At 66.2% G+C, this 21362-nt stretch carries 21 protein-coding genes; 4 read left to right on the top strand and 17 right to left on the bottom strand.

Annotated features, from left to right (window positions below):
* Nucleotide 1 precedes the first annotated feature (1 nt).
* The 8 genes from HWX32_RS04220 to dapB form a co-directional block, all read right to left on the bottom strand.
* The gene (locus tag HWX32_RS04220; RefSeq protein ID WP_175934831.1) at nucleotides 2-3226 is read right to left on the bottom strand and encodes a DNA translocase FtsK; all 3225 of its coding nucleotides are present in this window, start codon (nucleotides 3224-3226) and stop codon (nucleotides 2-4) included.
* Nucleotides 3227-3474: 248 nt separating this feature from the next.
* Entirely contained in the window at nucleotides 3475-4104 is a 630-nt protein-coding gene (locus HWX32_RS04215) for a TIGR03085 family metal-binding protein (protein ID WP_175934830.1), read from the bottom strand.
* Nucleotides 4105-4124: 20 nt separating this feature from the next.
* Nucleotides 4125-4568, bottom strand: a complete 444-nt coding sequence (locus HWX32_RS04210) for a hypothetical protein (protein WP_075468925.1) — start codon at nucleotides 4566-4568, stop codon at nucleotides 4125-4127.
* Between the two features lie 14 nt (nucleotides 4569-4582).
* Nucleotides 4583-5014: a hypothetical protein gene (locus HWX32_RS04205; RefSeq protein WP_175934829.1), complete on the bottom strand. Its 432-nt coding sequence runs from the start codon at nucleotides 5012-5014 to the stop codon at nucleotides 4583-4585.
* A gap of 75 nt (nucleotides 5015-5089) precedes the next feature.
* Nucleotides 5090-7180 (bottom strand): ribonuclease J, encoded by a 2091-nt coding sequence (locus HWX32_RS04200; protein WP_303049134.1) that lies wholly within the window; start codon nucleotides 7178-7180, stop codon nucleotides 5090-5092.
* 2 nt (nucleotides 7181-7182) lie between these two features.
* A complete protein-coding gene (gene dapA, locus HWX32_RS04195; protein WP_175934828.1) occupies nucleotides 7183-8091 on the bottom strand; it encodes a 4-hydroxy-tetrahydrodipicolinate synthase in 909 nt (302 codons plus the stop codon).
* Between the two features lie 36 nt (nucleotides 8092-8127).
* Nucleotides 8128-8769, bottom strand: coding sequence for an FAD-dependent thymidylate synthase (locus tag HWX32_RS04190; RefSeq protein ID WP_175934827.1), 642 nt, complete (start codon nucleotides 8767-8769; stop codon nucleotides 8128-8130).
* Nucleotides 8769-9512, bottom strand: a complete 744-nt coding sequence (gene dapB, locus HWX32_RS04185; RefSeq protein WP_175934826.1) for a 4-hydroxy-tetrahydrodipicolinate reductase — start codon at nucleotides 9510-9512, stop codon at nucleotides 8769-8771. The genes HWX32_RS04190 and dapB overlap by 1 nt, the downstream gene beginning before the upstream one ends.
* A 67-nt stretch (nucleotides 9513-9579) precedes the next feature.
* Here dapB and HWX32_RS04180 point away from each other — a divergent pair, with 67 nt between their 5' ends.
* The 3 genes from HWX32_RS04180 to HWX32_RS04170 all read left to right on the top strand — a co-directional run bounded on the left by HWX32_RS04180 (nucleotide 9580) and on the right by HWX32_RS04170 (nucleotide 11263).
* A complete protein-coding gene (locus HWX32_RS04180; protein WP_175934825.1) occupies nucleotides 9580-10254 on the top strand; it encodes a hypothetical protein in 675 nt (224 codons plus the stop codon).
* Nucleotides 10255-10317: 63 nt separating this feature from the next.
* Nucleotides 10318-10989, top strand: a complete 672-nt coding sequence (locus HWX32_RS04175; RefSeq protein ID WP_175934824.1) for a hypothetical protein — start codon at nucleotides 10318-10320, stop codon at nucleotides 10987-10989.
* A gap of 19 nt (nucleotides 10990-11008) precedes the next feature.
* Nucleotides 11009-11263, top strand: coding sequence for a hypothetical protein (locus tag HWX32_RS04170; protein WP_075468933.1), 255 nt, complete (start codon nucleotides 11009-11011; stop codon nucleotides 11261-11263).
* Between the two features lie 49 nt (nucleotides 11264-11312).
* Here the strand turns inward: HWX32_RS04170 and HWX32_RS04165 are convergent, their stop codons facing one another.
* The 4 genes from HWX32_RS04165 to HWX32_RS04150 all read right to left on the bottom strand — a co-directional run bounded on the left by HWX32_RS04165 (nucleotide 11313) and on the right by HWX32_RS04150 (nucleotide 16065).
* Nucleotides 11313-13604, bottom strand: a complete 2292-nt coding sequence (locus HWX32_RS04165) for a polyribonucleotide nucleotidyltransferase (protein ID WP_254868260.1) — start codon at nucleotides 13602-13604, stop codon at nucleotides 11313-11315.
* 137 nt (nucleotides 13605-13741) lie between these two features.
* Nucleotides 13742-14011 carry a 30S ribosomal protein S15 gene (gene rpsO, locus HWX32_RS04160; protein WP_075468935.1) on the bottom strand — a complete coding sequence of 90 codons (270 nt, stop codon included), beginning with the start codon at nucleotides 14009-14011 and terminating at the stop codon, nucleotides 13742-13744.
* Nucleotides 14012-14140: 129 nt separating this feature from the next.
* Entirely contained in the window at nucleotides 14141-15091 is a 951-nt protein-coding gene (locus HWX32_RS04155) for a nucleoside hydrolase (protein WP_075468936.1), read from the bottom strand.
* On the bottom strand, nucleotides 15088-16065 hold the full coding sequence (locus HWX32_RS04150) for a bifunctional riboflavin kinase/FAD synthetase (protein WP_175934822.1): 978 nt from the start codon (nucleotides 16063-16065) through the stop codon (nucleotides 15088-15090). The genes HWX32_RS04155 and HWX32_RS04150 overlap by 4 nt, the downstream gene beginning before the upstream one ends.
* Nucleotides 16066-16095: 30 nt before the next feature.
* On the opposite strand from HWX32_RS04150, the gene truB reads away from it, so the two are divergent.
* Nucleotides 16096-16989, top strand: a complete 894-nt coding sequence (gene truB / locus HWX32_RS11195; protein WP_175934821.1) for a tRNA pseudouridine(55) synthase TruB — start codon at nucleotides 16096-16098, stop codon at nucleotides 16987-16989.
* A gap of 57 nt (nucleotides 16990-17046) precedes the next feature.
* Here the strand turns inward: truB and HWX32_RS04140 are convergent, their stop codons facing one another.
* From HWX32_RS04140 to rbfA, 5 genes are read right to left on the bottom strand one after another with little or no spacing between them, the layout of a single operon-like run.
* Nucleotides 17047-17700: a 4'-phosphopantetheinyl transferase gene (locus HWX32_RS04140; protein WP_075468938.1), complete on the bottom strand. Its 654-nt coding sequence runs from the start codon at nucleotides 17698-17700 to the stop codon at nucleotides 17047-17049.
* On the bottom strand, nucleotides 17700-18500 hold the full coding sequence (locus HWX32_RS04135) for a metallophosphoesterase (protein WP_175934820.1): 801 nt from the start codon (nucleotides 18498-18500) through the stop codon (nucleotides 17700-17702). Before HWX32_RS04135 ends, HWX32_RS04140 begins: the two co-directional genes overlap by 1 nt.
* Before the next feature lie 4 nt (nucleotides 18501-18504).
* Nucleotides 18505-19851 (bottom strand): MATE family efflux transporter, encoded by a 1347-nt coding sequence (locus HWX32_RS04130; RefSeq protein ID WP_175934819.1) that lies wholly within the window; start codon nucleotides 19849-19851, stop codon nucleotides 18505-18507.
* On the bottom strand, nucleotides 19848-20846 hold the full coding sequence (locus tag HWX32_RS04125) for a bifunctional oligoribonuclease/PAP phosphatase NrnA (RefSeq protein ID WP_254868259.1): 999 nt from the start codon (nucleotides 20844-20846) through the stop codon (nucleotides 19848-19850). Before HWX32_RS04125 ends, HWX32_RS04130 begins: the two co-directional genes overlap by 4 nt.
* Nucleotide 20847: 1 nt before the next feature.
* The gene (gene rbfA, locus HWX32_RS04120; protein WP_075468941.1) at nucleotides 20848-21288 is read right to left on the bottom strand and encodes a 30S ribosome-binding factor RbfA; all 441 of its coding nucleotides are present in this window, start codon (nucleotides 21286-21288) and stop codon (nucleotides 20848-20850) included.
* Nucleotides 21289-21362 lie beyond the last annotated feature (74 nt).

Here is a 21362-nt window from a genome sequence, read left to right as displayed (position 1 = left end):
CTTAGAACGCGCCTCCGGTCGGGTTGTAGGTGGCGGTGACGGTACGGGTTTCTGGCGCGTCGGCGCCCGGATCGTCGTTAAGCTCGGAGGGCTCCTCAAGCCCGTAGCCCTCAGAGGAATCACCGTCTACATCCTTCGGCGCCTCGGCGGGGTCTGCGCCCTTGATCATCCAGATGATGGTGTCCAGCTCCTCCGGCTTGACCAGCACCTCGCGCGCCTTCGAGCCCTCGGACGGGCCGACGACGCCGCGGGATTCCATGAGGTCCATCAGGCGGCCGGCCTTCGCGAAGCCGATGCGCAGCTTGCGCTGCAGCATGGACGTCGAGCCGAGCTGGGAGGTGACCACCAGCTCCACGGCCTCGAGCAGGTCGTCCATGTCCTTACCGATGTCGTCGTCGATGACCTTAGCTTCCGCCTGCTTGTCCTCGGTGACACCCTCGACGTAGTCCGGCTCGTCCTGGCTCTTCGCGGCCTCGACGACCGCCTGGATCTCCTCGTCGGAGACGAACGCGCCCTGCAGTCGCTGCGGCTTGCCTGCGCCCTGCGGGATGAACAGGCCGTCGCCCATGCCGATGAGCTTCTCGGCGCCACCTTGGTCCAGGATCACGCGGGAGTCCGTGAGGGAGGAGGTAGCGAACGCGAGGCGCGACGGCACGTTCGTCTTAATCAGGCCGGTCACCACGTCCACGGACGGGCGCTGGGTGGCCAGCACGAGGTGGATACCCGCCGCGCGCGCCTTCTGGGTGATGCGCACGATGGATTCCTCGATCTCCTTCGGCGCCGTCATCATCAGGTCGGCGAGCTCGTCGACCACGCACACGATGAACGGGTACGGGCGCATCTCGCGCTCCGACCCCGGGGGCGCGGTGAGTTCGCCGGAGCGGACCTTGCGGTTGAAGTCCTTGATGTGGCGCACGCGCGCGGACTTCATGTCCATGTAGCGCTGCTCCATCTCCTCCACCAGCCACTGCAGGGCGGCCGCGGCCTTCTTCGGCTGCGTAATGATCGGCGTGATCAGGTGCGGGATCCCCTCGTACGGGGTGAGCTCCACCATCTTCGGGTCCACCAGGATCAGGCGGACGTCCTCCGGCGTGGCGCGGGTGAGCAGCGACACGAGCATCGAGTTCACGAACGCGGACTTACCCGAGCCAGTCGAGCCCGCCACAAGCAGGTGCGGCATTTTCTGAATGGAGCTGGCGATGAAGTCGCCTTCGATGTCTTTGCCCAGGCCGATGAGCATCGGGTCGTCCTGCGACGCGACCTTGGGGGCGTCGAGCACGTCGCGCAGTCGCACCATCTCGCGGTCGGCGTTGGGCACCTCGATACCCACGGCGGATTTGCCCGGGATCGGGGTGAGCAGGCGCACGTTGTCCGTGGCCACGGCGTAGGCGAGGTTGGACTGCAGGTTCGTGATCTTCGAAACCTTCACGCCTGGGCCGAGCTCGACCTCGTAGCGCGTCACTGTCGGTCCGCGCGAGAAACCGGTCACCTGGGCGTTGACGTTGAACTCCTCGAAGACGTCCGTGATCGCCTCGATCATGCGGTCGTTGGCCTCGGTGCGCGTCTTCGGCGCGTTGCCGGGGATGAGCAGGTCTGTCGACGGCAGCGCGTAGTCCGGGTTCTGCGAGATCCGCTTCACCGGCTTCGGTGCGGCCTTTTCGGTTTCAGACTTCGGGGTGGTGGCCGGGATCTTCGACGCGTCGATTCCCGAGCGCGCCGCAATCGCCTTCGCCATCTGCTCGCGGGAGGTGGCTACGGCATCGGGAGCAGTTGCTTCACGACGCTCCGTAGCCTCCCCTACCTCTTCATCCCGCTCCAGCACCCTCGTCTCGTCCGGCGTCTCGTCCGGGCGCGCGGGACGGGCCGCGCGAGCCGGCGCGGCAGCCGGCGCGGGGCTCTGGCGCTGAGCGCGCACAGCCGGGCGCCTCTGAGCAGCCTGGGCAGCCTGGGTGGCCCGGGCTGCCGGGCGCGGCATGACCGTCGTGCCGGCGGAATCACTAGCGTCATCGGTATCTGGCGCATCGCCGATGTCGGCGATGTCTGCGATGTCGTCCGCGAAATCGAACAGGTCAACGTCGTCATCTTCTTCAACCGCTGCGTCGCCACCGAAGAAGCGCTGCAGGTTGCGCTTCTTCGGCTTGCTGCGGGTCTTCTTGGGCTGCGCTTCGTCCGCCGGGTAGTTCTCCATCGGTGACGACGGGCGCACTCGCGCCGCCGGACGCGGCCGCTCGCGACCTTCCGCGATGTCGTCGAGCTCGCCGCTGACGTGGCCGTACGGATCGTCGTCCTCGTCCTCGTCGGCATCAGGAGTGTCGGTGTTGCTGAGCAGCTGGGCGATGAGGTCCTTGACGTAGTCGTAGGCCTCCCGCACCGTGATGCCGGTAGTTTTCAACGCCCCGTAAATGATCACCAATGCGAGCAGGGGTACCGCCACGTACGACGAGAACCCTGCCGCGAGCAGACCACCGGTGAACGCACCGAACGCGCCGCCAGCTACTCTGCGCTCCGCCCACGCCGCCGGGTTACCCGCGAAGACGTGGATCAAACCGAGCATTGCCACAGCGATGATGGACAAACCCAGCGCCACGCGTGCTCGCACCGCATCCGTCGCGCGGACATTGAGCATCAGCGCGACTGCCACGCCCACCAACACCACGGGCAGTATGAGCGCCCCCGCGCCGATGAGCCAGTGCACCCCGCCCGAGATGAGCTCCCCCACCGGGCCCGCAACGTCGAACCAGACCGACCCTGCAATCACCGCAGCGAGACCAATGAGCACCAGCCCCCACGCGTCCGCATGTGTTTCGAAAGTGCTGGCACCTGCGTTTCGCCCGCCACGGTCAGCCCGACGTGGCTTCGTCTCCACGTCGTCCTCTTCCGGGCCGAGGCCGAAATCGTCGTCGAAGTTGTCGTCCACCTCGGGGTTATCGTGCCGACGCGGGCGGCGCGTGCGTTGCGTGGTCAGCTGCTCCTCCTCGTGCGTATCGCGATCGCGGCGACGTTTTGAGCCCCGCGAGAAAAACGAACCGACGCCGCGGGCCGCGGCGCCGATCGAACTGCCCACCTCCCTGTAGGCGGAGCCAACACGCTCGTTCGCGGTGTCGGCTGCCACGTGGGACGCGGTGGGCGGGTGTGTCATAGACACCGGCCCGCCGTAACGGTTGCCATCGGCGGTTCGGCGCGACTGGTGGCGCGTCGAGCGTGGGGCGGTGTTTTTGACAGACATGGGTGTAACTCTAGTATCTGAAACCACATTCGCCACATATGCCACACCGGTGGCGGCCGTCGGAAAGCGATGCGAATGCTCCGCTCGGCGCCGAACCATCGAGGTCTACCGATTCAAGCAGCAGCACTAGACCTCGATGATTTGTCCATACATACCACCTGGGGCGACGCCGAGTGGTTTCTCAGACACACGAATCCGGGTCTAGCGGCGGACGGAACCGCGGTAGACCCGGATGGGGTAACTGGGGTTTAGAGACCCTTTCTCTTGAACTCTTTGAAATCCTCCACCGCGCCGGTCAACTCAACTTCAGCCGCGTCGCGACCAGAGACCCACATGAGCAGCTCTCCCGGCTCGCCGGCAACGCGCAGGACCCGATCGCCGCGTTCGGCGACACCCGCAGAATCCCCCACCGTTACGGGCGGCAAGTCCGGCGGAGTAAGCACTACCGGCACAGGCGACCCTTTCAGCGCCAGCTTGCCCATCCGGCCGGCCCAGGTAAGTAGCTCCCCGTTGACTACTTTGGAAAACTCGCGGGGCTCAAGCACGCCGTCGCCACGGCGAACATCTTCGTGGTGGATAAAGTGTTCCGCAGTGTTGATCTGCTTGTCGAAGGGCTTGACCCACACTGGCGGCCCACCTGCCCACTCGCGCACAACTTCCTCGTACGGGCGCGCCTTTTGTTTCTCGGTCTCCTTCTTCAGCACGCCCTCGAGTGCGTCGACGAACATTCCGCCGGCCTTGAGGATCTTGCGCTCGCGGATCAACAAGTGGGCCGCGAGATCGCGGGTGGTCCACCCGTCGTTCAGCGTCGGAGCGTTCGGGCCAACCTCGAGCAACAGCGCCGCGAGACGCTCGCGTTCCTTTTGTGCGAAAGTCATGCGCTCCAGCTTAGGCGCTGCTAGCGCAGGAACGAGCTACTCAAGTTCGACAACCGACGCTCCAAGGAGTAAAAGCCCTGGATAAGAGGTGCGAAGAACGCAACCGCAGGATCGGTGGTCACGCGCATGCCGCCTGTTCCCCAGCCGAGGTCGGTGACAGGCTTGCCGTCGACGTAGCAGCGCGACAACCCACCCTTCATGTTCATCAGGCACATGATCTGGTTGCTGTCGTACCTGCCCAGTACGCGGATGCCCTGCTTCTCGTAGTTACGGAAGTTCGGGTCGCCGGGACGGACGACGTCGTACATCTTCCACGCGGAGGCGTAGCCCGGCTCGAACGGAACCGCGGTGCCGGGTGGCAGCGGGCGCCCGCCCGTCCAGTCCGTGGCCGGTTCAGCGTGAGCGGTTGGCGCAAGTGCAATTGCGGCGGTGAGAAGCACCGCGGCGGTTTTCGTGTGACGCATTGTGTTTCTCCTTTCTAGGGCGACAGTACTGTCCAATTGAACGACTGTGTAGAAACCTGGTGGATAAAACGAATCACCGGGGCGAAGGTTGCCCACAGCGGATCGACGGTCAGGACGCGGCCTGACCTGGCGTAACCCAGGTCCGTCACCGTCTTGCCGTCGACAAAACATTCCTGCATGCCGCCCTTGTTGTGCACGCATAGGATCTCGCTGCCGGAGAACTTGCCGACGACGCGCACCCCTTCCACGTTGCGGTTGAAGTAGTTCTTATCCCCCAGCTTCACCACGTCATGGGCGACCCAGTAACCGGTGTAGCCCGGGTCGTACGGAACACGCGCGCCGGGCGGAAGCGGGCGGAATGGCCCGGCGAGCGCCGCCGGAGCGGTGACGGGGGCAAGGGTAGCGACGGCGGCGATAACGGCCGCGGCCTTCCTCGAAGTGTTCATGCCCCACGTATCGAAAACGCCGGTGCTGCTGTTACAGCAGCACCGGCGCGGAAGCCGTCGTAAAGCTATTGCTCCCTAGCGCGACTCGCGCGCGGCCTCGACGTCAGCCTCTGCAATCGGGTGGTTTTCGGAAGACATCGGCACCACAGTCGGCAAAATGACCGGCTGGCGCTTGTAATTCTGCTCGATGGCGCGGGAGACCTTACGGCGGATCTGCTGGACCATGCGGAACGGGTCGTTCTCCCCCTCCGCGGCGAGATCGCCCATCACGGCCTCGACGCCCTCGACGACCTTCTTGTTGAAGTCGCGGTCGTCGTCGGTGTAACCCGTGGTGGACACCTGCGGCGCCTCCAGCAGGCGGCCCGTGCGGTCGTCGATGACACAGGTGATGGACACCACGCCACCGGACGCCAGCGAAGAACGCTCGCCGAGAACATCCGGGTCCACGTCGCCCATCGTCGTGCCATCGACGTAGAGCTGGCCCACCTGGTACTGGCCCACGACCTTGATGTTGCCCTTGTGCATATCAACCACCACGCCGTTCTGCGCGAGCGCAGTGTGGTCCGGTTTCACACCAGTGGAGATCGCGAGCTCCTTGTTCGCGCGCATGTGGCGCCACTCGCCGTGTACCGGCATCGCGTTGCGCGGGCGCGCCGCGTTGTACAGCGCGAGCAGCTCGCCGGCGTAGCCGTGGCCGGAGGCGTGCACGTGCGCCTCCTTGTTGGTGATCACGTTCGCGCCGATCTGGGCGAGGTTGTTAATCACGGCGAATACCGCTTCCTCATTGCCCGGGATGAGCGAGGAAGACAGGATGATCGTGTCGTTGTCGCGGATGGTGATCTGGCGGTGTTCGCGGCGAGACATGCGAGACAGCGCAGCCATCGGCTCACCCTGGGTACCCGTGGTGATGAGCACCGTCTTGTGCGGCGCCATCTTCGCGGCCTCCTCGATCGGGATGATCGTGCCCTTCGGGGCCTTGAGCAGGTTCATCTTCTCCGCGATCTCCATGTTGCGCAGCATGGAGCGGCCGTTGAACGCCACTTTGCGGTGGTTCGCCACCGCGGCGTTGATCGCCATCTGCACGCGCGCGACGTTGGAGGCGAACGACGCGATAACCACGCGCTGCTTCGCATTTGCGACGAGTCGGGTGAGCGTTTCCTCAATACCCGCCTCGGACGCGGAGATGCCCGGGATGGTGGCGTTGGTGGAATCGCACATGAACAGGTCGATGCCCTCGTCGCCAAGACGGGCCAGCGCCGGGATGTCGGTCGGCTTACCGTCGTACGGGGTCTGGTCGACCTTCACGTCGCCTGTCATGACCACGTGCCCGGCACCGGTCTTGATGGACACACCCAAGCACTCCGGGATGGAGTGGTTGACGTGCCAGAAACGCAGGCGGAACGGGCCGACGGTGACCTCGGAATCTTTGTTCACCTCGTTCAGCTTCGGGCGCTGACGGTGCTCGTGCGTCTTCGCCGCGATGAGCGCGTTGGTGAACTTCGAGGAGTAGATCGGAATGTCGTGGCGCAGTTTAAGCAGCCACGGAATGGCGCCGATGTGATCTTCGTGGCCGTGGGTGACCACGAGCGCGTCGACCTTGTCCAGCTTGTTCTCAATCGGGCCGAAGTCCGGCAGCACCAGATCCACGCCCGGCTCGTCGGAGTTCGGGAACAGTACGCCACAGTCCACGATCAGCAGGCGCCCGTTGTACTCGAAGACCGTCATGTTGCGGCCAATCTCCGAGATACCGCCCAGCGCGTAGATGCGCAGCGTGTCCTTCGCCGGCTTCGGCGGGGCGGGTAGACGCTTTGTCAGGTCCGCGCCCTGCATGGACTTCATCGGGTTGCGGCGGCCGCCGTCGTTGTTGCCGCCGCCATTGCCGCCACGGCCACGGCCGCCGCGGCCACGACGACGGTTACGGCCACCGCCGTTGCCGCCATTGCCGTTGCCGTTGCCGCCGCCGTTGCCATTGCCGCCCTGGTTGCCCTGGCCGGACTCGCGGTCCGGCTTCGAATCGTTCTGCGGTGCCCGATCCTGCGCTTGGCCTTGGCCCTGCGCCTGATCCGGGGTCTGTTCCGGCGCCTGGAACACCGGCTGCTGCTCAGCCGGCTCCGGCGGTCCTGCCTTGCGCGTCACTTTACGGGCGCGGTTGCGGGGTTCGTTCATGCTTAGAGGACTCCAGCCTTTTCCATATCTTCGCGAAGCGCCGCGAGCTGCTCATCGGTGGCTCCAACCACCGGCAGGCGCGGGTTTCCGACGTCGAGGCCCTGCAGGTGCAGGGCCGCCTTTGCAAATGTCGCACCGCCCAGCACGGCCTGTTGCCGTGCGAGCACGTTGATGACGTTGGCGTTGATTTCCCGTGCCCGGGTGAGGTCGCCAGCCTCGAATGCTTCCACTAGTTCACGCAAGCGCCGCGGGGCGGCGTGGCCCACTACAGAGATCACGCCGGTTGCGCCGAAGGTCAGCCACGGCAGATTCAGCGGGTCGTCGCCCGAGTACCACGCCAGGCCCGTCTCCTGGATCAAGCTCGAGGCCTCCAGGAAGTTGCCCTTGGCGTCCTTCATCGCCTGGATGTTGTCCAGCTTCGCCAGCTCGGCGATGGTTTCACCAGTGATTGGGATGCCGGAGCGGCCCGGGATGTCGTACAGGCAGATCGGCAGGCTCGTCGCGTCTGCGACGGCCTTGAAGTGCGCGTACACGCCCGTTTGGCTGGGCTTCGAGTAGTACGGCGTGACCACCAACAGGCTATCGGCGCCAGCTTCTTCGGCCGCGACGGCCATTTCCACCGCGTGGCGAGTGTCGTTCGAGCCCGCCCCGGCGACCAGCTTGGCGCGGTCGCCCACTTCTTCGCGCACCGCCTTCAGGAGCGCAATCTTCTCCTCTGGTGAGGTGGTGGGCGATTCGCCCGTGGTGCCTGCGAGGACCAGTGAATCGATTCCTTGATCAACAAGGTGGGCGGCTAATTCGCGTCCTGCGCCGAGATCGAGTTCACCGTTGGAATCAAACGGCGTGACCATGGCGACGCAGACGGTGCCGAAGTGTTCAGCACCCCGATCAGCTTTCATAGATGTGCCCATGTGGCCAAAGGATACCCGGTACGCAATCGCAATTGCTTATCGACGGGCCCCGTCGCCCAAATCCTCCACCAGCAACGGCGCCTGGACCTTCAACACCTGCAGGCACGCCCGCGCGAGCGCGTTGATCTCCGGGTGCTCGAACTCGCCGGTGTGCGCCGCGATGAACTCGCGCCACGCCCGGTAGTTTCCGGTGACCACGAGCTCCGTCTCGCGGGCTGCCGGCAGCACAGCGTCGGCCGCTTGACGGGCAGCTTTGCGACGCGCCAGCGCGTTCGGCTCGTCCGCCATCGCTTCCTCGAGTGCGTGCACGAGCTCGTCGCGGACAAACGCCGCTTCCTCTACCGCGGAGGTAAAGATGCGCGACAGCTCTTCGTCCTCCGCAATCGCGGCCGGGATCAAGGTTGCGTCCTTGTCGCGGCTGGTCACCGCGAAACCCGTGTGCGCGGCGACCACGTAGGCCGCATCGCGCGAGATGCCGCTCAAATGCATGGTTGCGGTCGCGTGCTCGAGGGCGGCGGCATCGGAGTCGTCGATAAGCTGGCGCAACAACGCCGCGGGAGGAAGCGAGCTGCCGTGCAAACGGGCGGCGTACTCCACCGCCGCCTCCGCGTCCGTGGCCACCGTATCGGCTGCGGGGCCGTGGAACTGCGTGGCGGCAACGAGAGTTACGTCCAGCATTACAGACCCAGGTAGGCGTCCAGGCCCACGGTCAAGCCCGGGTGGCCGGCAACCTCGCGCAGCCCCGTGATCACACCCGGGACGAACGACTCGCGCCCGTAGGAGTCCTGACGGATGGTCAGCGACTGATCCAGCGTGCCGAAGATGACCTCCTCGTGCGCCACCATGCCGCTCATGCGCACAGCGTGGACCTTCACGCCGTCCACGTCGGCGCCGCGCGCACCGTCGAGGGCCTTCTCGGTGGCGTCCGGGGCAGCGTCCATGCCCGCCTCGCGGCGCGCCTCAGCGATGCCCTGCGCCGTCTTCACCGCGGTGCCGGACGGTGCGTCCAGCTTGTTCGGGTGGTGGAACTCCACAACCTCCGCCGACTCGAAGTACGGTGCTGCCTGGCGGGCGAACGCCATGGTGAGCACCGCGGAGATGGCGAAGTTCGGGGCGATGAGCACGCCGACCCCCTCGTTGTCTTCGCACCAAGCACGCACCTGCGCGTAACGCTCCTCGTCGAAACCGGTGGTGCCCACCACGCAGTGGATACCATTGTTAATGCAGAACTCCAGGTTGTCCATCACGGCATTCGGCGTGGTGAAGTCGACGATGGCGTCCACTTTAGCGTCGATAAGCTGCTGCAAATCATCCCCACGATCAATGCGCGCGGCGAGCTCGAGCCCCGCAGCTTTCTCCACCCCCTCGCACACAGCCGAACCGACCCTGCCGTTTGCCCCCAAAACTCCGACCTTCATCATGCGTCTCCTTTCGCGTCTTGCTTGACCGCCATGCTAGCGCCCGCGCCGACGCGGTTATGCTTGAGGAATGCTCAACCGTCGCCTCGCCTGCGTGCTACTGCCGTCCCTGTTGCTCGCCTCGTGCACCTCGAGCCCGAGCGAGACGTCCGAGCCGGCACCCCAACAGTTCACGCGCATCAGCTCGGCGCCGAAGCCTACACCGAAGACTGCGCCGGAGGCTGTGCCGGGGAGCGAGACGAAAACGAACGCTGAACTTTCGCCCGAACAGGAAAAGACTCCGGCCGCCGAAGCTCCGCTGACCTCCCCGGACACTGAAGGCAGCAGCTTCCAGACGCAGCGTCGCGAGATCGACGGTCCGAGCAGCGGGCTGACCATCATGGAAATCCGCACCGGCTCCCACGAAGGCTTCGACCGGGTGGTCTACGAGTTCAACGACGGCGCCGCCGCTCCCGGATTCACCACGCGTTGGGTCTCGGCGCCCGTGCCCCACGGCGAGAACTCCCCCGCCCCGGTCGGCGGCGACGCGTTTCTACGGCTGGAGATTCGCGGCACCGATTCCGATAGCGGGCGAGCGTACTCGCTGGAGCAGGCCGCGGGTAACGTTGCGGACATCTATCACCCCAGCTCGCACGCCGCGTTGGGTGGTGCGACGGAGTACTTCATCGGGCTGGACCGCGAGCGCCCGTACCGCGCGTTCGTACTCGCCGACCCGACTCGCCTGGTCATCGACTTTCAGCAGTAGGCCGGCGAATGAGCCCCTGGCAACGGAGCCCCTCCGACAGCCGAGGCCACTACCCTTGAGGACATGAGACGAAAGAGCCTGTACGCAATCGCCCCGGTAATCGCCGTCGCGCTTGGCGCGAGCGCCTGCTCGCCAGCACAGCAGGACGAGCTGCCGGAGGCGGAAACATCTGCACCGGTGTCGGTGTCCACCACCACAGCGAAGCCGGAGACGGAAACCGAAACCGTGACCAAGGAGGCCTCCCCGGTCGCCCCGGCTGCCGGACAGGCAGAAGGGCAGACAGGTGGGCAAGCAGGCGGAGCAAACTACACCATCGAAGACCGTCGCGTGCCCCAGGCGCAGGGTACCGATCTGACGATCGCCGACGTGCGAGCGGGCAGCCACGACGGCTACGACCGGGTGGTGTTCGAGTTCACTGGCACCGGCTCCCCCGGCTTCATCACCGGCTATACGCCCGAGCCGCTGCAGCAAGCCTCCGGCCTGCCCATGGATGTGGCAGGCAACGCGTACCTGGAGCTGATGATCCAGGGCACCCCGATGGGGTCGATGCCCGCGCGGGAGGACTTGATCAAGGCGGGCCCGATGGATATCGGCGCGGGCAACGTCAAGGGCATCACGCACGGCGGGGTGTTCGAGGCGGACACGCAGTACATCATCGGCCTGGATACGCAGCGCCCGTATAACGTCTACGCGTTGCAGAACCCGATTCGCCTGGTGGTGGACATCCAGCAGTAGCGAGAAGGAGGGAAAGCTTATGACGGCAGCGGGCTGGGCAGGTATCGCCTTCCTTGTCATCATGATCGTGCTCGGCGGGGTGGCGCTGTACTCCACGTTGCGTTCGATCCGGGACTCCGAGCTCGACGAGCAGTCGAAGGGGCGGTGGGGCCTGCTGATTGGCCTTTCGCCGGGTGCCGGTCTCTACGCCTGGCACCGAAGAGACGAACTCATGGGGCACGGTGACAGCAATGAAGAGCAATTGCTTGACGACGAGCAAACGCCCCCGCATTAACCGGTGTGGCAGGCCAAAGCGGGGGCGTTAACGTCGATAAGCGAAGTGCTTACGCGTCATCCTCTTCGACCGGGACAAGCGAGATCTTGCCGCGGTTGTCAATGTCGCGGATTTCCACCTCAACCTTGTCGCCAACGTTGATCACGTCCTCGACGTTCTCCACGCGGGTGTTGCCGCCCAGGTTGGAGATGTGGATCAGGCCGTCGGTGCCCGGCAGGATGGACACGAACGCGCCGAACGCCACGGTCTTTACCACGGTGCCCAGGTAGCGCTCGCCCACCTTCGGCAGCTGCGGGTTCGCGATCGCGTTGATCTTCTCAATCGCGGCGTCCGCTGCTTCGCCGCTGGCGGCGGAGACGAACACGGTGCCGTCGTCCTCAATGGAAACCTCGGCGCCGGTGTCCTCGGTGATCTGGTTGATGGTCTTGCCCTTCGGGCCGATGACCTCGCCGATCTTGGACACGGGCACCTTGACGGTGGTGATCTTCGGGGCCAGCGGGCTCATCTCGTCCGGGCCCTCGATGACCTCGGCCATCGTCTCCAGGATGGTGGCGCGTGCGTCGCGCGCCTGCTCGAGCGCGCCGGCCAGCACGTCGGACGGGATGCCGTCGAGCTTCGTGTCCAGCTGCAGCGCCGTGATGAACTCGGGCGTGCCGGCGACCTTGAAGTCCATGTCGCCGAACGCGTCCTCCGCGCCCAGGATGTCGGTGAGCGCGACGTACTCGGTCTCGCCGTCCACCTCGCCGGACACCAGGCCCATCGCGATGCCCGCCACCGGGGCAGCCAGCGGCACACCCGCGTTGTACAGCGACAACGTCGACGCGCACACGGAACCCATGGAGGTCGAGCCGTTCGAGCCCAGCGCCTCGGAGACCTGGCGGATGGTGTACGGGAACTCTTCGCGCGACGGGATCACCGGCACGAGCGCGCGCTCGGCCAGCGCGCCGTGGCCGATCTCGCGGCGCTTCGGCGAACCCACGCGGCCCGTCTCACCCGTGGAGTACGGCGGGAAGTTGTAGTGGTGGATGTAGCGCTTCGACTCCTCAGGGTGCAGCGAATCGAGGTGCTGCTCCATCTTCAGCATGTCGAGGGTGGTCACGCCCAGGATCTGGGTCTCGCCACGCTCGAACAGCGCAGAGCCGTGCGCGCGCGGGATGAGCTCAACCTCGACCTCCAGGTCGCGGATGTCGGTCACGCCGCGGCCGTCGATACGGAAGCCGTCCTTCAGAATCTTCTCGCGCACGATCTGCTTCTGCACCGCGTTGTAGGCGGCGCGGATTTCCTTCGACGCGGCGGCGAGCTCCTCACGGTCATCGTCGTCAATGTCGAACTTGTCCAGCAGGTCCTCTTCGACCTCTTCCATGAAGTCGTTCGTGGCGTCCTCGCGCTCGGCCTTGCCGGCGATGGTCATCAGCTTGGACAGCTTCTTCGCGGCCTTCTTCTCCACCGCGTCGAAGACCTTGTCGGAGTACGGCGGAAAGAGCGGGAACTCCTTTGCCTCCTTCGACACCTGGTCTGCGAGCGCGCGCTGGGCGCGGCACAGCGTCTCGATGAACGGCTTCGCAGCCTCCAGGCCCTCCGCGACGGTCTTCTCCGTCGGCGCCGGGCGACCCGCCTTGACCTGCTCAACGACGTTCACACCGGCGCCCGCCTCCACCATCATGATGGCAACGTCTTCCACGGTCTTCTTGCCGCGCTTGCGCTCCACCATGCGGCCAGCGACGACCATCTCGAACAGGCAGCGCTCGTGCTCCTCGTGGTTCGGGAAGGCGACCCACTGGCCCTCCGGGTGCTTGTCGTCGGCGATGAGCGCCATGCGCACGCCACCCACTGGGCCGGAGACCGGCAGGCCGGACAGCTGGGTCGCGGCGGAAGCGCCGTTGATTGCCACGACGTCGTAGTACTCCTCCGGGTGCTGCGACATCACGGTGATCACAACCTGGACCTCGTTGCGCAGGCCCTTGACGAAGGTGGGGCGCAGCGGGCGGTCGATCAGGCGGCACGCCAGGATTGCCTGCGTGGACGGGCGGCCTTCGCGGCGGAAGAACGAGCCCGGGATCTTGCCAGCGGCGTACATGCGCTCTTCCACATCAACCGTCAGCGGGAAGAAGTCGAAGCCCTCGCGCGGCTGGTTCGATGCGGTGGTGGTGGCCAGAAGCATCGTGTCGTCGTCGAGGTAGGTGGTCACGGACCCGTCGGCCTGGCGCGCGAGCTGCCCGGTTTCAAAGCGGATGGTGCGCTCGCCGAAATCGCCGTTATCCAGGGTGGCTACTGCCTCGGTGATTCCGAAATCTTCGTCGACAACTACCTCGTACGAGTTTTTGGGGTTAAACGTGGACAAAGAAAATCCTTCTCCTTCGGCGGTCGTCGTTGCCGCCATTGTCGTAATTCTTCGAACGGGCAACGATGATAGCAAAAAACGCCCCACCATGCAGGTGAGGCGTTATTTTTGCGCTTAGCTTATCGACGAGCTCCCGCTTAGCGGCGCAGACCCAGACGCGCGATGAGGTCGCGGTAGCGGTCCACGTTGTTCTCGCGCAGGTACTTCAGCAGGCCGCGGCGGCGACCAACCATGAGCAGCAGACCACGACGGGAGTGGTGGTCGTGCTGGTGGCTCTTCAGGTGCTCCGTGAGGTTGTTGATGCGCTCGGTGAGCAGCGCAACCTGTGCCTCCGGGGAGCCGGTGTCGGTCTCGTGCAGGCCGTAGGCCTTGAGGATCTCAGCCTTCTTCTCAGTGGTCAGAGCCATGAGGAATCTCCTTAGTTATTTCAGTCCGCGCTTCGTGTTCAAGTCCGCGACCGGAGACGAATACTCCTGTGCCGCGCGCCCCAACTGCCGCGAACCGCAGTCGCTTGGGCGAAAAGACCTTGAGGAATGTTACACGACGGGCGTGGACAAGGCCAAAACCGTCGTGCGGTGCATCAGGCGTTCCAGGAAACCGGCGGTGTCGACGCGCAGCGCGACTGCGGCGTGTTTGTCCGGGTCGTTCAGCCGTGCCTCGTCGCCAATGGTGCGCCCCCGCGTGGGGCCTTCGGTGTCCACCTTCATGTTGATGCCGAAGGTGTCCACCAGCCCCGGATCGATAGCTACCGCCACCGCGAGCGGGTCGTGCAACCCGCAGCCGCCAAGGTGCGGCGAGGTGGTTTTGTAGGCGCCGATGTAATAGTCCGCCACGGCGGCTAGGAAGTTGCCGCCGGCGGTGCCAAGTGCCGCCCACTGCGCGGTCTCTTCGGCGGTGAGCAGCGTTTTCAGTGTAACGTCGAGTCCCACCATCGTCACGTCGCGAAGCATGCGAAATACCGTGTCTGTGGCCTGCGGGTCTTGGGCGATGTTCGCCTCCGCCCAGGGCGTGACGTTGCCCGGCACGGTGAGTGCCCCGCCCATCATCACAATGTGGGCGCGCTCGCGGAAGAAGTTCGATGACTCAACCGCGGCGGCGATGGTGGTGGAAGGCCCGGTCGGCACGATAACCAGGTCGTCGCCGTATTCGTGCACGGCGCCGACGAGGAACTCCACCGCGCCGAGCTCTTCCGCCTCACGGGCGGCATCCGGGATCTCTACCCCGCCGATGCCGTTTTCGCCGTGGATGAACGCGGAGATCTCCTGCACCTCGAACCCCGGCTTCTCCGGGCCCGCGTAGACGGGAATATCGGTGCGGCCGAACAGCTGAAGGATGGCCAGAGTGTTGCGCACGGACTGCGCCACGGTGACGTTGCCGTAAGTGCACGTCACCCCGATCAGCTCCACCTCGTCCGAGGCTAGCGCGTAGGCCAGCGCGAGCGCGTCGTCAATGCCTGTGTCCAAATCCAGGACGAGTTTTCGGGTCATGCCCCCAAGATATCGCGCACGGTGGCCACGTCGCGGGCCATGTGCTCCAGCAGCTCGTCGACGGAGTTGAACTTCACCATGTCGCGGACCTTATCCACGAACTCCACGCGCGCGATGCGCCCGTACAAGTCAGCCTCGCGGTCCAGCACGAAGGACTCCACGCTGCGGCGCTCGTCCCCGAAGGTGGGGTTCGTGCCCACGGAGATTGCCGCCGGGTACGCAACGCCGGGCTCCATGTCGCCCTTGATGGGTCCTGCGGTGTCGCCGTCGACGATGGTCAACCAGCCCGCGTACACGCCGTCGGCAGGCACTGCGCGGGAATCCTCCACGTACTGGTTCGCCGTGGGGTAGCCCAGCTCGCGCCCGCCGCGGCCCGCGCCGCGCTCCACCTCTGCCACGACGGAAAAGGGCCGGCCCATGAAATCGGTGGCGGTGGTGATGTTGCCGCCGGCCAGCTCCTGGCGGATCGCAGTTGAGCACACGCGCACGCCGCCGTTTTCCAACAGGCTCAGCACGGTAACGTCGATACCCGCCTGCTGCCCCAGCTCAACCATGGTGTGCGAGGTTCCCGCGGCGTCGCGGCCGAAGGTGAAGTTCTCCCCCACCACCACGTGCCGTGCGTCGATGCGTTCAACCAGCACGTCCTCGACGTACTGCTGCGGGCTCATGCCGGCGAGCTCCACGCGGAAATCGATGACCAAAAGGTGATCCACGCCCAGCTCAGCGATGTGCTTCGCGCGCTCATCCAGGCTCATCAGCGCCGCGGGCGCCTGCTCGGGAGCGAAGACCTCTACGGGGTGCGGGTCAAACGTCATCACCACGCACGGCAGCCCCGCCGCCCGCGCGACTTCCACCGCCTTGGAGATGAGCAGCTGGTGGCCGCGGTGCACGCCATCGAAGACGCCGATGGTCACCACGCAGCCGGACGCCCGGAGCGTCTCCGGCACACTGGCCAACCCGCGCAAAATATCCACGGCGAACACCCTACGGCATACTCGTGAGATATGAACGATCCCCTCGCCCACTCCGGCATCGTGGTGGTAGACAAGCCCGCCGGTATGACATCGCACGACGTGGTGGCCCGCCTGCGCCGGGCGTTTTCCACCCGCAAGGTCGGCCACGCCGGAACCCTGGACCCGATGGCCACGGGTGTGCTCGTGGCGGGCATCGAACGTGGCACGAAGCTGCTCGCCCACCTCGTTGGCCTGGACAAGGTGTATGCGGCCACCATCCGTTTGGGCGCTTCGACGGCGACGGATGATGCGGAAGGGGCAATCGTCGATAAGCAAGATGCGTCTGGGGTGAGCGAGGAAGCGATCCGTGTGGGTGTGCGGGCGCTGACGGGCGAGATTATGCAGGTGCCGTCGAAGGTGTCCGCGATCAAGATCGACGGGCGGCGCGCGCACGAACTGGCGCGCGCAGGCGAGGAGGTAGACATTCCGGCGCGGCCGGTGACGGTGCATTCCTTCGACATCGCCGAAATTCGGCGCGCAGGCGAGTTCGTGGACGTCGACGTTGAGGTGCATTGTTCCTCCGGCACCTACATCCGCTCGTTGGCGCGCGACTTAGGGGAGGATCTGGGCGTCGGGGGGCATTTGATTGCTTTGCGACGGCTCCGCGTCGGCCCCTTCCCCATCACCGACGCCGCCAACCTGGATGCGCTGGCTGATTGCCCCGAGATGACGCTCACCATGGACGAGGCGCTGACCCGTGCCTGGCCGGTGCTGGGCGTCACCGCGGACGAGTACTCGGCTCTCGCCATGGGTAAGTGGCTCGAGCCGCGGGGATTGAAAGGCGTGCACGCGGCGCAGGGACCCGACGGGCGCGTGGTGGCGCTCGTGGAGGAGAAAGGCAAACGCCTGGCCACCACCTTCGTGGCGCGGCCCTCGACGCTGTAGCTGGTAGTGCTGTAACTGCTGGGTGCTTGGTGCTGCTAGCTGCTGCTCGCGCGCGGCTTAGCGCACGTAGGTGGAGGCGACCACGTAGCCGCCGCGCACCACCCAGCGGCCCTCAAACGCGTGGACCGGTGCCGGGCGGGCCAAAAGCTGGGAGACGAACGTGCCGTCGGCGCGGATCTCAATCTCCGCCTCGGAGAAATCCAGCCAGCGTCTGGTCATCGGGTACCAGCACTTGTAGGTGGCTTCCTTCGCGCAGAACAGCAGCCGGTCAGCCCAGGCGTGGCCGCGCTCGCGCATCCGCGCCACCATCGCGGCCTCCGTGTCTGACGCGATGGAGCCCAGCACGCCCTCCGGGAGTGGTTCTGCGGGCTCCGCGTCAAGCCCCATGGATCGCACGTGGCGCGTCGGCGCGGCCACCGCTGCTCGCAGCCCGTCGGTGTGCGTGAGCGAGCCGGTGAAGCCGGCCGGCCACATCGGCATGCCGCGCTCGCCGCGCAGGATCGCCCCGGCGGCGTCGACGCCGAGTTCCTTGAGCGCCTCGTGGGCGCACCAGCGGGCGTCGCCGAACTCGCCCTTACGCACGTCGACGGCTTCGCTGACCGCCTTGCGCTCATCCGGGTGGAGGTCGCGGTAGTGGGTGAGGTCGCCAGCGTCGTCGGTGAGGAAGAACACGCACCGGGCTTCCGGCGGGAACAGGGAAACGTCCTGCATCACTGCTCCACCTCCATCACCGGGTACGGGAACGCGATGTCGTGGCCGCGGTGCTGCCACTCGCGCGGGTAACCGAGTGAGACCTCGATGTGGTCCACCCCGTCCACGGTGGTCACACCCGGCAGGTGCAGGTGGCCGTAGACCACGGCCTGAGCGTTGTAGCGCTGCGCCCACGTCCGGGTGTGCCGGGTGCCGCACCACAGCGCGATCTCAGACCACATCATTTGTTCCACCGGCTCGTGCACGAGCGGCCAGTGGTTTACCAGCACCGTGGGCCCGTCGATACGCGAAAGCCGCTTCGTGGTGTAGGCCAGGCGGTCCCAACACCAGGCGCGCACGTCGACGAACGGGGCGATGGCAAACTCGTCCGTCATCATCACGTTCTTCTCTTTCGCGGCGGCCACCGCGTCTTCGACGGAGAGGTGGCGGGCGCGGAACGAGTAATCGTAGAGCGTGAACAGCGGGCAGATGGTCACCCCGCCGAAAACCGGGTAGCGGTCCTCCGGGGTAACCACCCCAATGCCGCGCATCGCCTGCACCAGGTAGGCGTACTTGTCGCGCCCACGGTGCCGGTCGGTGGACTTGCAGAACAGCTCGTGGTTGCCCGGCACCCACACCACGGTGTCGAAGCGTTCCGCGAGCTGCTTCATCACTTGCACGATGAGCTCGGGCCGCTCCGCCACGTCGCCGGCCACGATGAGCCAGTCAGACGGGTCGCGCGGTTGAATCGCGTCGATTTGCGGGCCGTTGAGCTTTACCGCGGCGTGCAGGTCGCTCACCGCCCAAAGGGTGGTGGTCATGGCCTTAATTCCTACCATCCGCGAGCGCGTTTTCAGCCCACTTCATCGAGTTAAAGCGCCACACCACGCCCACCAAGCGTGCGAGCACCTGGCCCAGCTGCCCCACCCAGATACCGGTGAGCCCCCAGCCGAATGCGTAGGACGCCAGGATGATAGGCAGCGCCACACCAAGCAGGGAGAACAGCGTGAGGTTGCGCAGGAACGCGGCGTCGGCGGCGCCTAGCAGCACGCCGTCAAGCGCGAAAACCACGCCGCCGAGCACGATCATGGCGATGAGCAGCCACCACGGCACACCGAGCGCGTCGATCACCGCGTCGTCTCGGGTGAAGATCGACTGAATCTGTGTGCCGAACAGCGCGAACACGGCGGCAAGCACGACGGAGAACACCATGGAGTACTGCACCGTCTTCACGCCCACCGCGCGCGCCTGAGCGGCGCCACCGCGGCCGAGCGCGGAACCGGTGAGCGTCTGCGCGGCAATCGCCAGCGAGTCGAGCACGAGCGTGAGGAAGTTCCACAGCTGCAACATGAGCTGGTGGGCGGCGAGCGCCACCACGCCGAAACGGCCCGCAACCGCTGCGGCCGCGAGCAGCGAGATCTGGAAGGACAGCGAGCGCAAAATCAAGTCGCGGCCGAGCACCAGTTGCTCGCGGATCACATACCATCGCGGCGCCCAATCGCCGGAGTACGCGCCGTGCTCACGCACGAGGTGCACCACGAACAGCGCCGAGGTGATCCCCATGCCGAGCAGGTTCGCCCACGCGGAGCCGACCAGGCCGAAGCGGTCCACCAACACCGGCAGCGCGGCCGCGCCCGGGATCACGCCTGCGAGCGTGAACAGGAACGGCCGGCGCGTGTTCTGCACGCCGCGCATCCAGCCGTTGCCGGCCATGATGGTCAGCGTCAGCGGGATGGCGAACGCGGACACGCGAAGCCACTGCGCGGAGCGCACCGAGGTCTCATAGTCGCCAGCGAGCATCTGCGCGAGCGGCTGGGCGAACACCCACACCACCAGCCCCAGCAGCGCGCCGACGCCAAGCGCCACCCACGTGGCCTGCACGCCCTCCGCGACGGCCTTGTCGCGCCTGCCCTGCCCGAAGAAGCGCGAGCTGCGCGCCGTCGTGCCGTAGGAAAGAAACGTCAGCTGGGTGGTCACCGTTGACTGGATCGCGGTGCCGGCGGCGAGTGCCGCGAGCTGCGCGGTACCAAGCCGGCCCACCACGGCGGTATCCAGCAGCAGGTACAGCGGCATCGCCGCGAGCACGCCCAGCGCAGGAAGCGCGAGCGCGAGGATGTCGCGCGCGCTTGGCGACGCAGCGGCCGCTTGCCGCCCACTTCCCTGCCCCGTCATGCGTTCGCGGGGGCGGTGGTGTCCGGCAGGGCGTCGACAAGCGCGCGCACAATGTCCTCCCTGCGCCCCGCGGCAGAATAGCCAGCAGCGGCGTGGTGGCCGCCGCCGCCGAGGGTCTTGGCCACTGCGGAAGCGTCGATAGCAGTCGAGCGCAACGACGCCGCCCAGTAGCCGGGTGCCTGTTCCTTGAACACCACACCCACGTCGGTGCCCTCGAGCGAGCGAGCGTAATCGATGATCGCCTCCACCGTGGTCTGGCTCATCCGCGCCAGAACCGGGGTGGCGATGGTGATGATCGCAAGTGTCAGCCCCTTCACCGGCAGCACCTGCGTCTCCGCAAGCACCGCGCCCATGAGCTGCAGGTCCACCGCGCTCATCGTGTCCATGAGATCGAGCGCGATCTGGCGCGTGTTCAACCCGTGCGCCATGAGCTCCGCGGCGAGCACGTGCATGCGCGGCGTGCCCCACCTGAAGCTGCCAGTGTCCGTAACCAGGCCCGCGTACAGTTGGTACGCCAGCTCGTAGTCCAGCTCCACGCCCAGGTGGAAAAACAGCTCGCGCACCATCGCGGTGGTGGATTCGGACTCCACGATCAGGTTGTGCCCGCCGAAGCCCGGGTTGGTGGCGTGGTGGTCGATGACCAGCACGCGTGACGGGTCCGCTTCGATGAGCTCCTGGTGGCCGCCGGTACGGTCGATGGAAGCGCAGTCCACCGTCACCACAAACGCCCCGGCCGGCACCGGGTCGCCGTACGCGATGTCCTCCACGCCCGGCACGGTGCGCAAATTCGCGGAGTGCGGCAAGGGTTGGCCGATGTACGCCTTGGCCTGCACGCCGATCTGGTTCAGCCCGGCCGCGAGCGCGCAGGCGGAACCGACCGCGTCGGCGTCGGGGCGCACGTGGGCGACTACGGCCACCTCGCCCTGGGCGCGCAACAGGTCCGCAGCCGACGCGAACTCGTCATGCGCCTCCGGGAACAGTGATGCCTTCGGCACCCTAGTCCTCCTCGCCAGAGCGCTTGTACGGGTCCGCGTCGCCAGCCGGCTTCGCGTTGGCGCGCAGCTTCGCCAGCTCCTCGTCGCGCGCGCGGGCGCGGTTGAGCAGCTCCTCCATGTGCGCGGAGGCCTCCGGCACCTGGTCGCGTTCGAAGGTGATCGTGGGCGTGAAGCGCACGGAGAGCTGATCGCCGACAATCTTGCGGATCTGCCCGCGGGCGCGGTTGAGCGCCTCCGCGGCCTGGTCGTAATCCGGCTCGTCGTTGATGTCGCGCCCGCGCACCGTGTAGTACACGGTGGCATCGTGCAGATCACCGGTCACGCGCACGTCGGTGACAGTGACCAGCTCGAGACGCGGGTCCTTGATCTCGCGCTCGATCGCCTGCGCGACGATGGTCTGAATCTGCTTGGCCAGCCGCTGCGCGCGGGGGTTGTCTGCCATGTCAACTCCTTCGTTTCAAAACTTCTCACAGTGTAATGGGCGAACCCCGCCTGCTCGAGGCGGGGTTCGGGGCA

This window comes from Corynebacterium sp. Marseille-P4321 (genome assembly GCF_903645305.1).
Lineage (GTDB): Bacteria > Actinomycetota > Actinomycetes > Mycobacteriales > Mycobacteriaceae > Corynebacterium.
The sequence above is the reverse complement of the archived record's forward strand: the minus strand, read 5'-3'. Positions and strand labels throughout refer to the sequence as shown.

What these genes read in the sequence shown, in the direction of transcription:
- HWX32_RS04220 (WP_175934831.1), bottom strand. Translation starts at nt 3,226, where the DNA reads ATGTCTGTCAAAAACACCGCCCCACGCTCGACGCGCCACCAGTCGCGC.
- HWX32_RS04215 (WP_175934830.1), bottom strand. Translation starts at nt 4,104, where the DNA reads ATGACTTTCGCACAAAAGGAACGCGAGCGTCTCGCGGCGCTGTTGCTC.
- HWX32_RS04210 (WP_075468925.1), bottom strand. Translation starts at nt 4,568, where the DNA reads ATGCGTCACACGAAAACCGCCGCGGTGCTTCTCACCGCCGCAATTGCA.
- HWX32_RS04205 (WP_175934829.1), bottom strand. Translation starts at nt 5,014, where the DNA reads ATGAACACTTCGAGGAAGGCCGCGGCCGTTATCGCCGCCGTCGCTACC.
- HWX32_RS04200 (WP_303049134.1), bottom strand. Translation starts at nt 7,180, where the DNA reads ATGAACGAACCCCGCAACCGCGCCCGTAAAGTGACGCGCAAGGCAGGA.
- dapA (WP_175934828.1), bottom strand. Translation starts at nt 8,091, where the DNA reads ATGGGCACATCTATGAAAGCTGATCGGGGTGCTGAACACTTCGGCACC.
- HWX32_RS04190 (WP_175934827.1), bottom strand. Translation starts at nt 8,769, where the DNA reads ATGCTGGACGTAACTCTCGTTGCCGCCACGCAGTTCCACGGCCCCGCA.
- dapB (WP_175934826.1), bottom strand. Translation starts at nt 9,512, where the DNA reads ATGATGAAGGTCGGAGTTTTGGGGGCAAACGGCAGGGTCGGTTCGGCT.
- HWX32_RS04180 (WP_175934825.1), top strand. Translation starts at nt 9,580, where the DNA reads ATGCTCAACCGTCGCCTCGCCTGCGTGCTACTGCCGTCCCTGTTGCTC.
- HWX32_RS04175 (WP_175934824.1), top strand. Translation starts at nt 10,318, where the DNA reads ATGAGACGAAAGAGCCTGTACGCAATCGCCCCGGTAATCGCCGTCGCG.
- HWX32_RS04170 (WP_075468933.1), top strand. Translation starts at nt 11,009, where the DNA reads ATGACGGCAGCGGGCTGGGCAGGTATCGCCTTCCTTGTCATCATGATC.
- rpsO (WP_075468935.1), bottom strand. Translation starts at nt 14,011, where the DNA reads ATGGCTCTGACCACTGAGAAGAAGGCTGAGATCCTCAAGGCCTACGGC.
- HWX32_RS04155 (WP_075468936.1), bottom strand. Translation starts at nt 15,091, where the DNA reads ATGACCCGAAAACTCGTCCTGGATTTGGACACAGGCATTGACGACGCG.
- truB (WP_175934821.1), top strand. Translation starts at nt 16,096, where the DNA reads ATGAACGATCCCCTCGCCCACTCCGGCATCGTGGTGGTAGACAAGCCC.
- HWX32_RS04140 (WP_075468938.1), bottom strand. Translation starts at nt 17,700, where the DNA reads ATGCAGGACGTTTCCCTGTTCCCGCCGGAAGCCCGGTGCGTGTTCTTC.
- HWX32_RS04135 (WP_175934820.1), bottom strand. Translation starts at nt 18,500, where the DNA reads ATGACCACCACCCTTTGGGCGGTGAGCGACCTGCACGCCGCGGTAAAG.
- HWX32_RS04130 (WP_175934819.1), bottom strand. Translation starts at nt 19,851, where the DNA reads ATGACGGGGCAGGGAAGTGGGCGGCAAGCGGCCGCTGCGTCGCCAAGC.
- rbfA (WP_075468941.1), bottom strand. Translation starts at nt 21,288, where the DNA reads ATGGCAGACAACCCCCGCGCGCAGCGGCTGGCCAAGCAGATTCAGACC.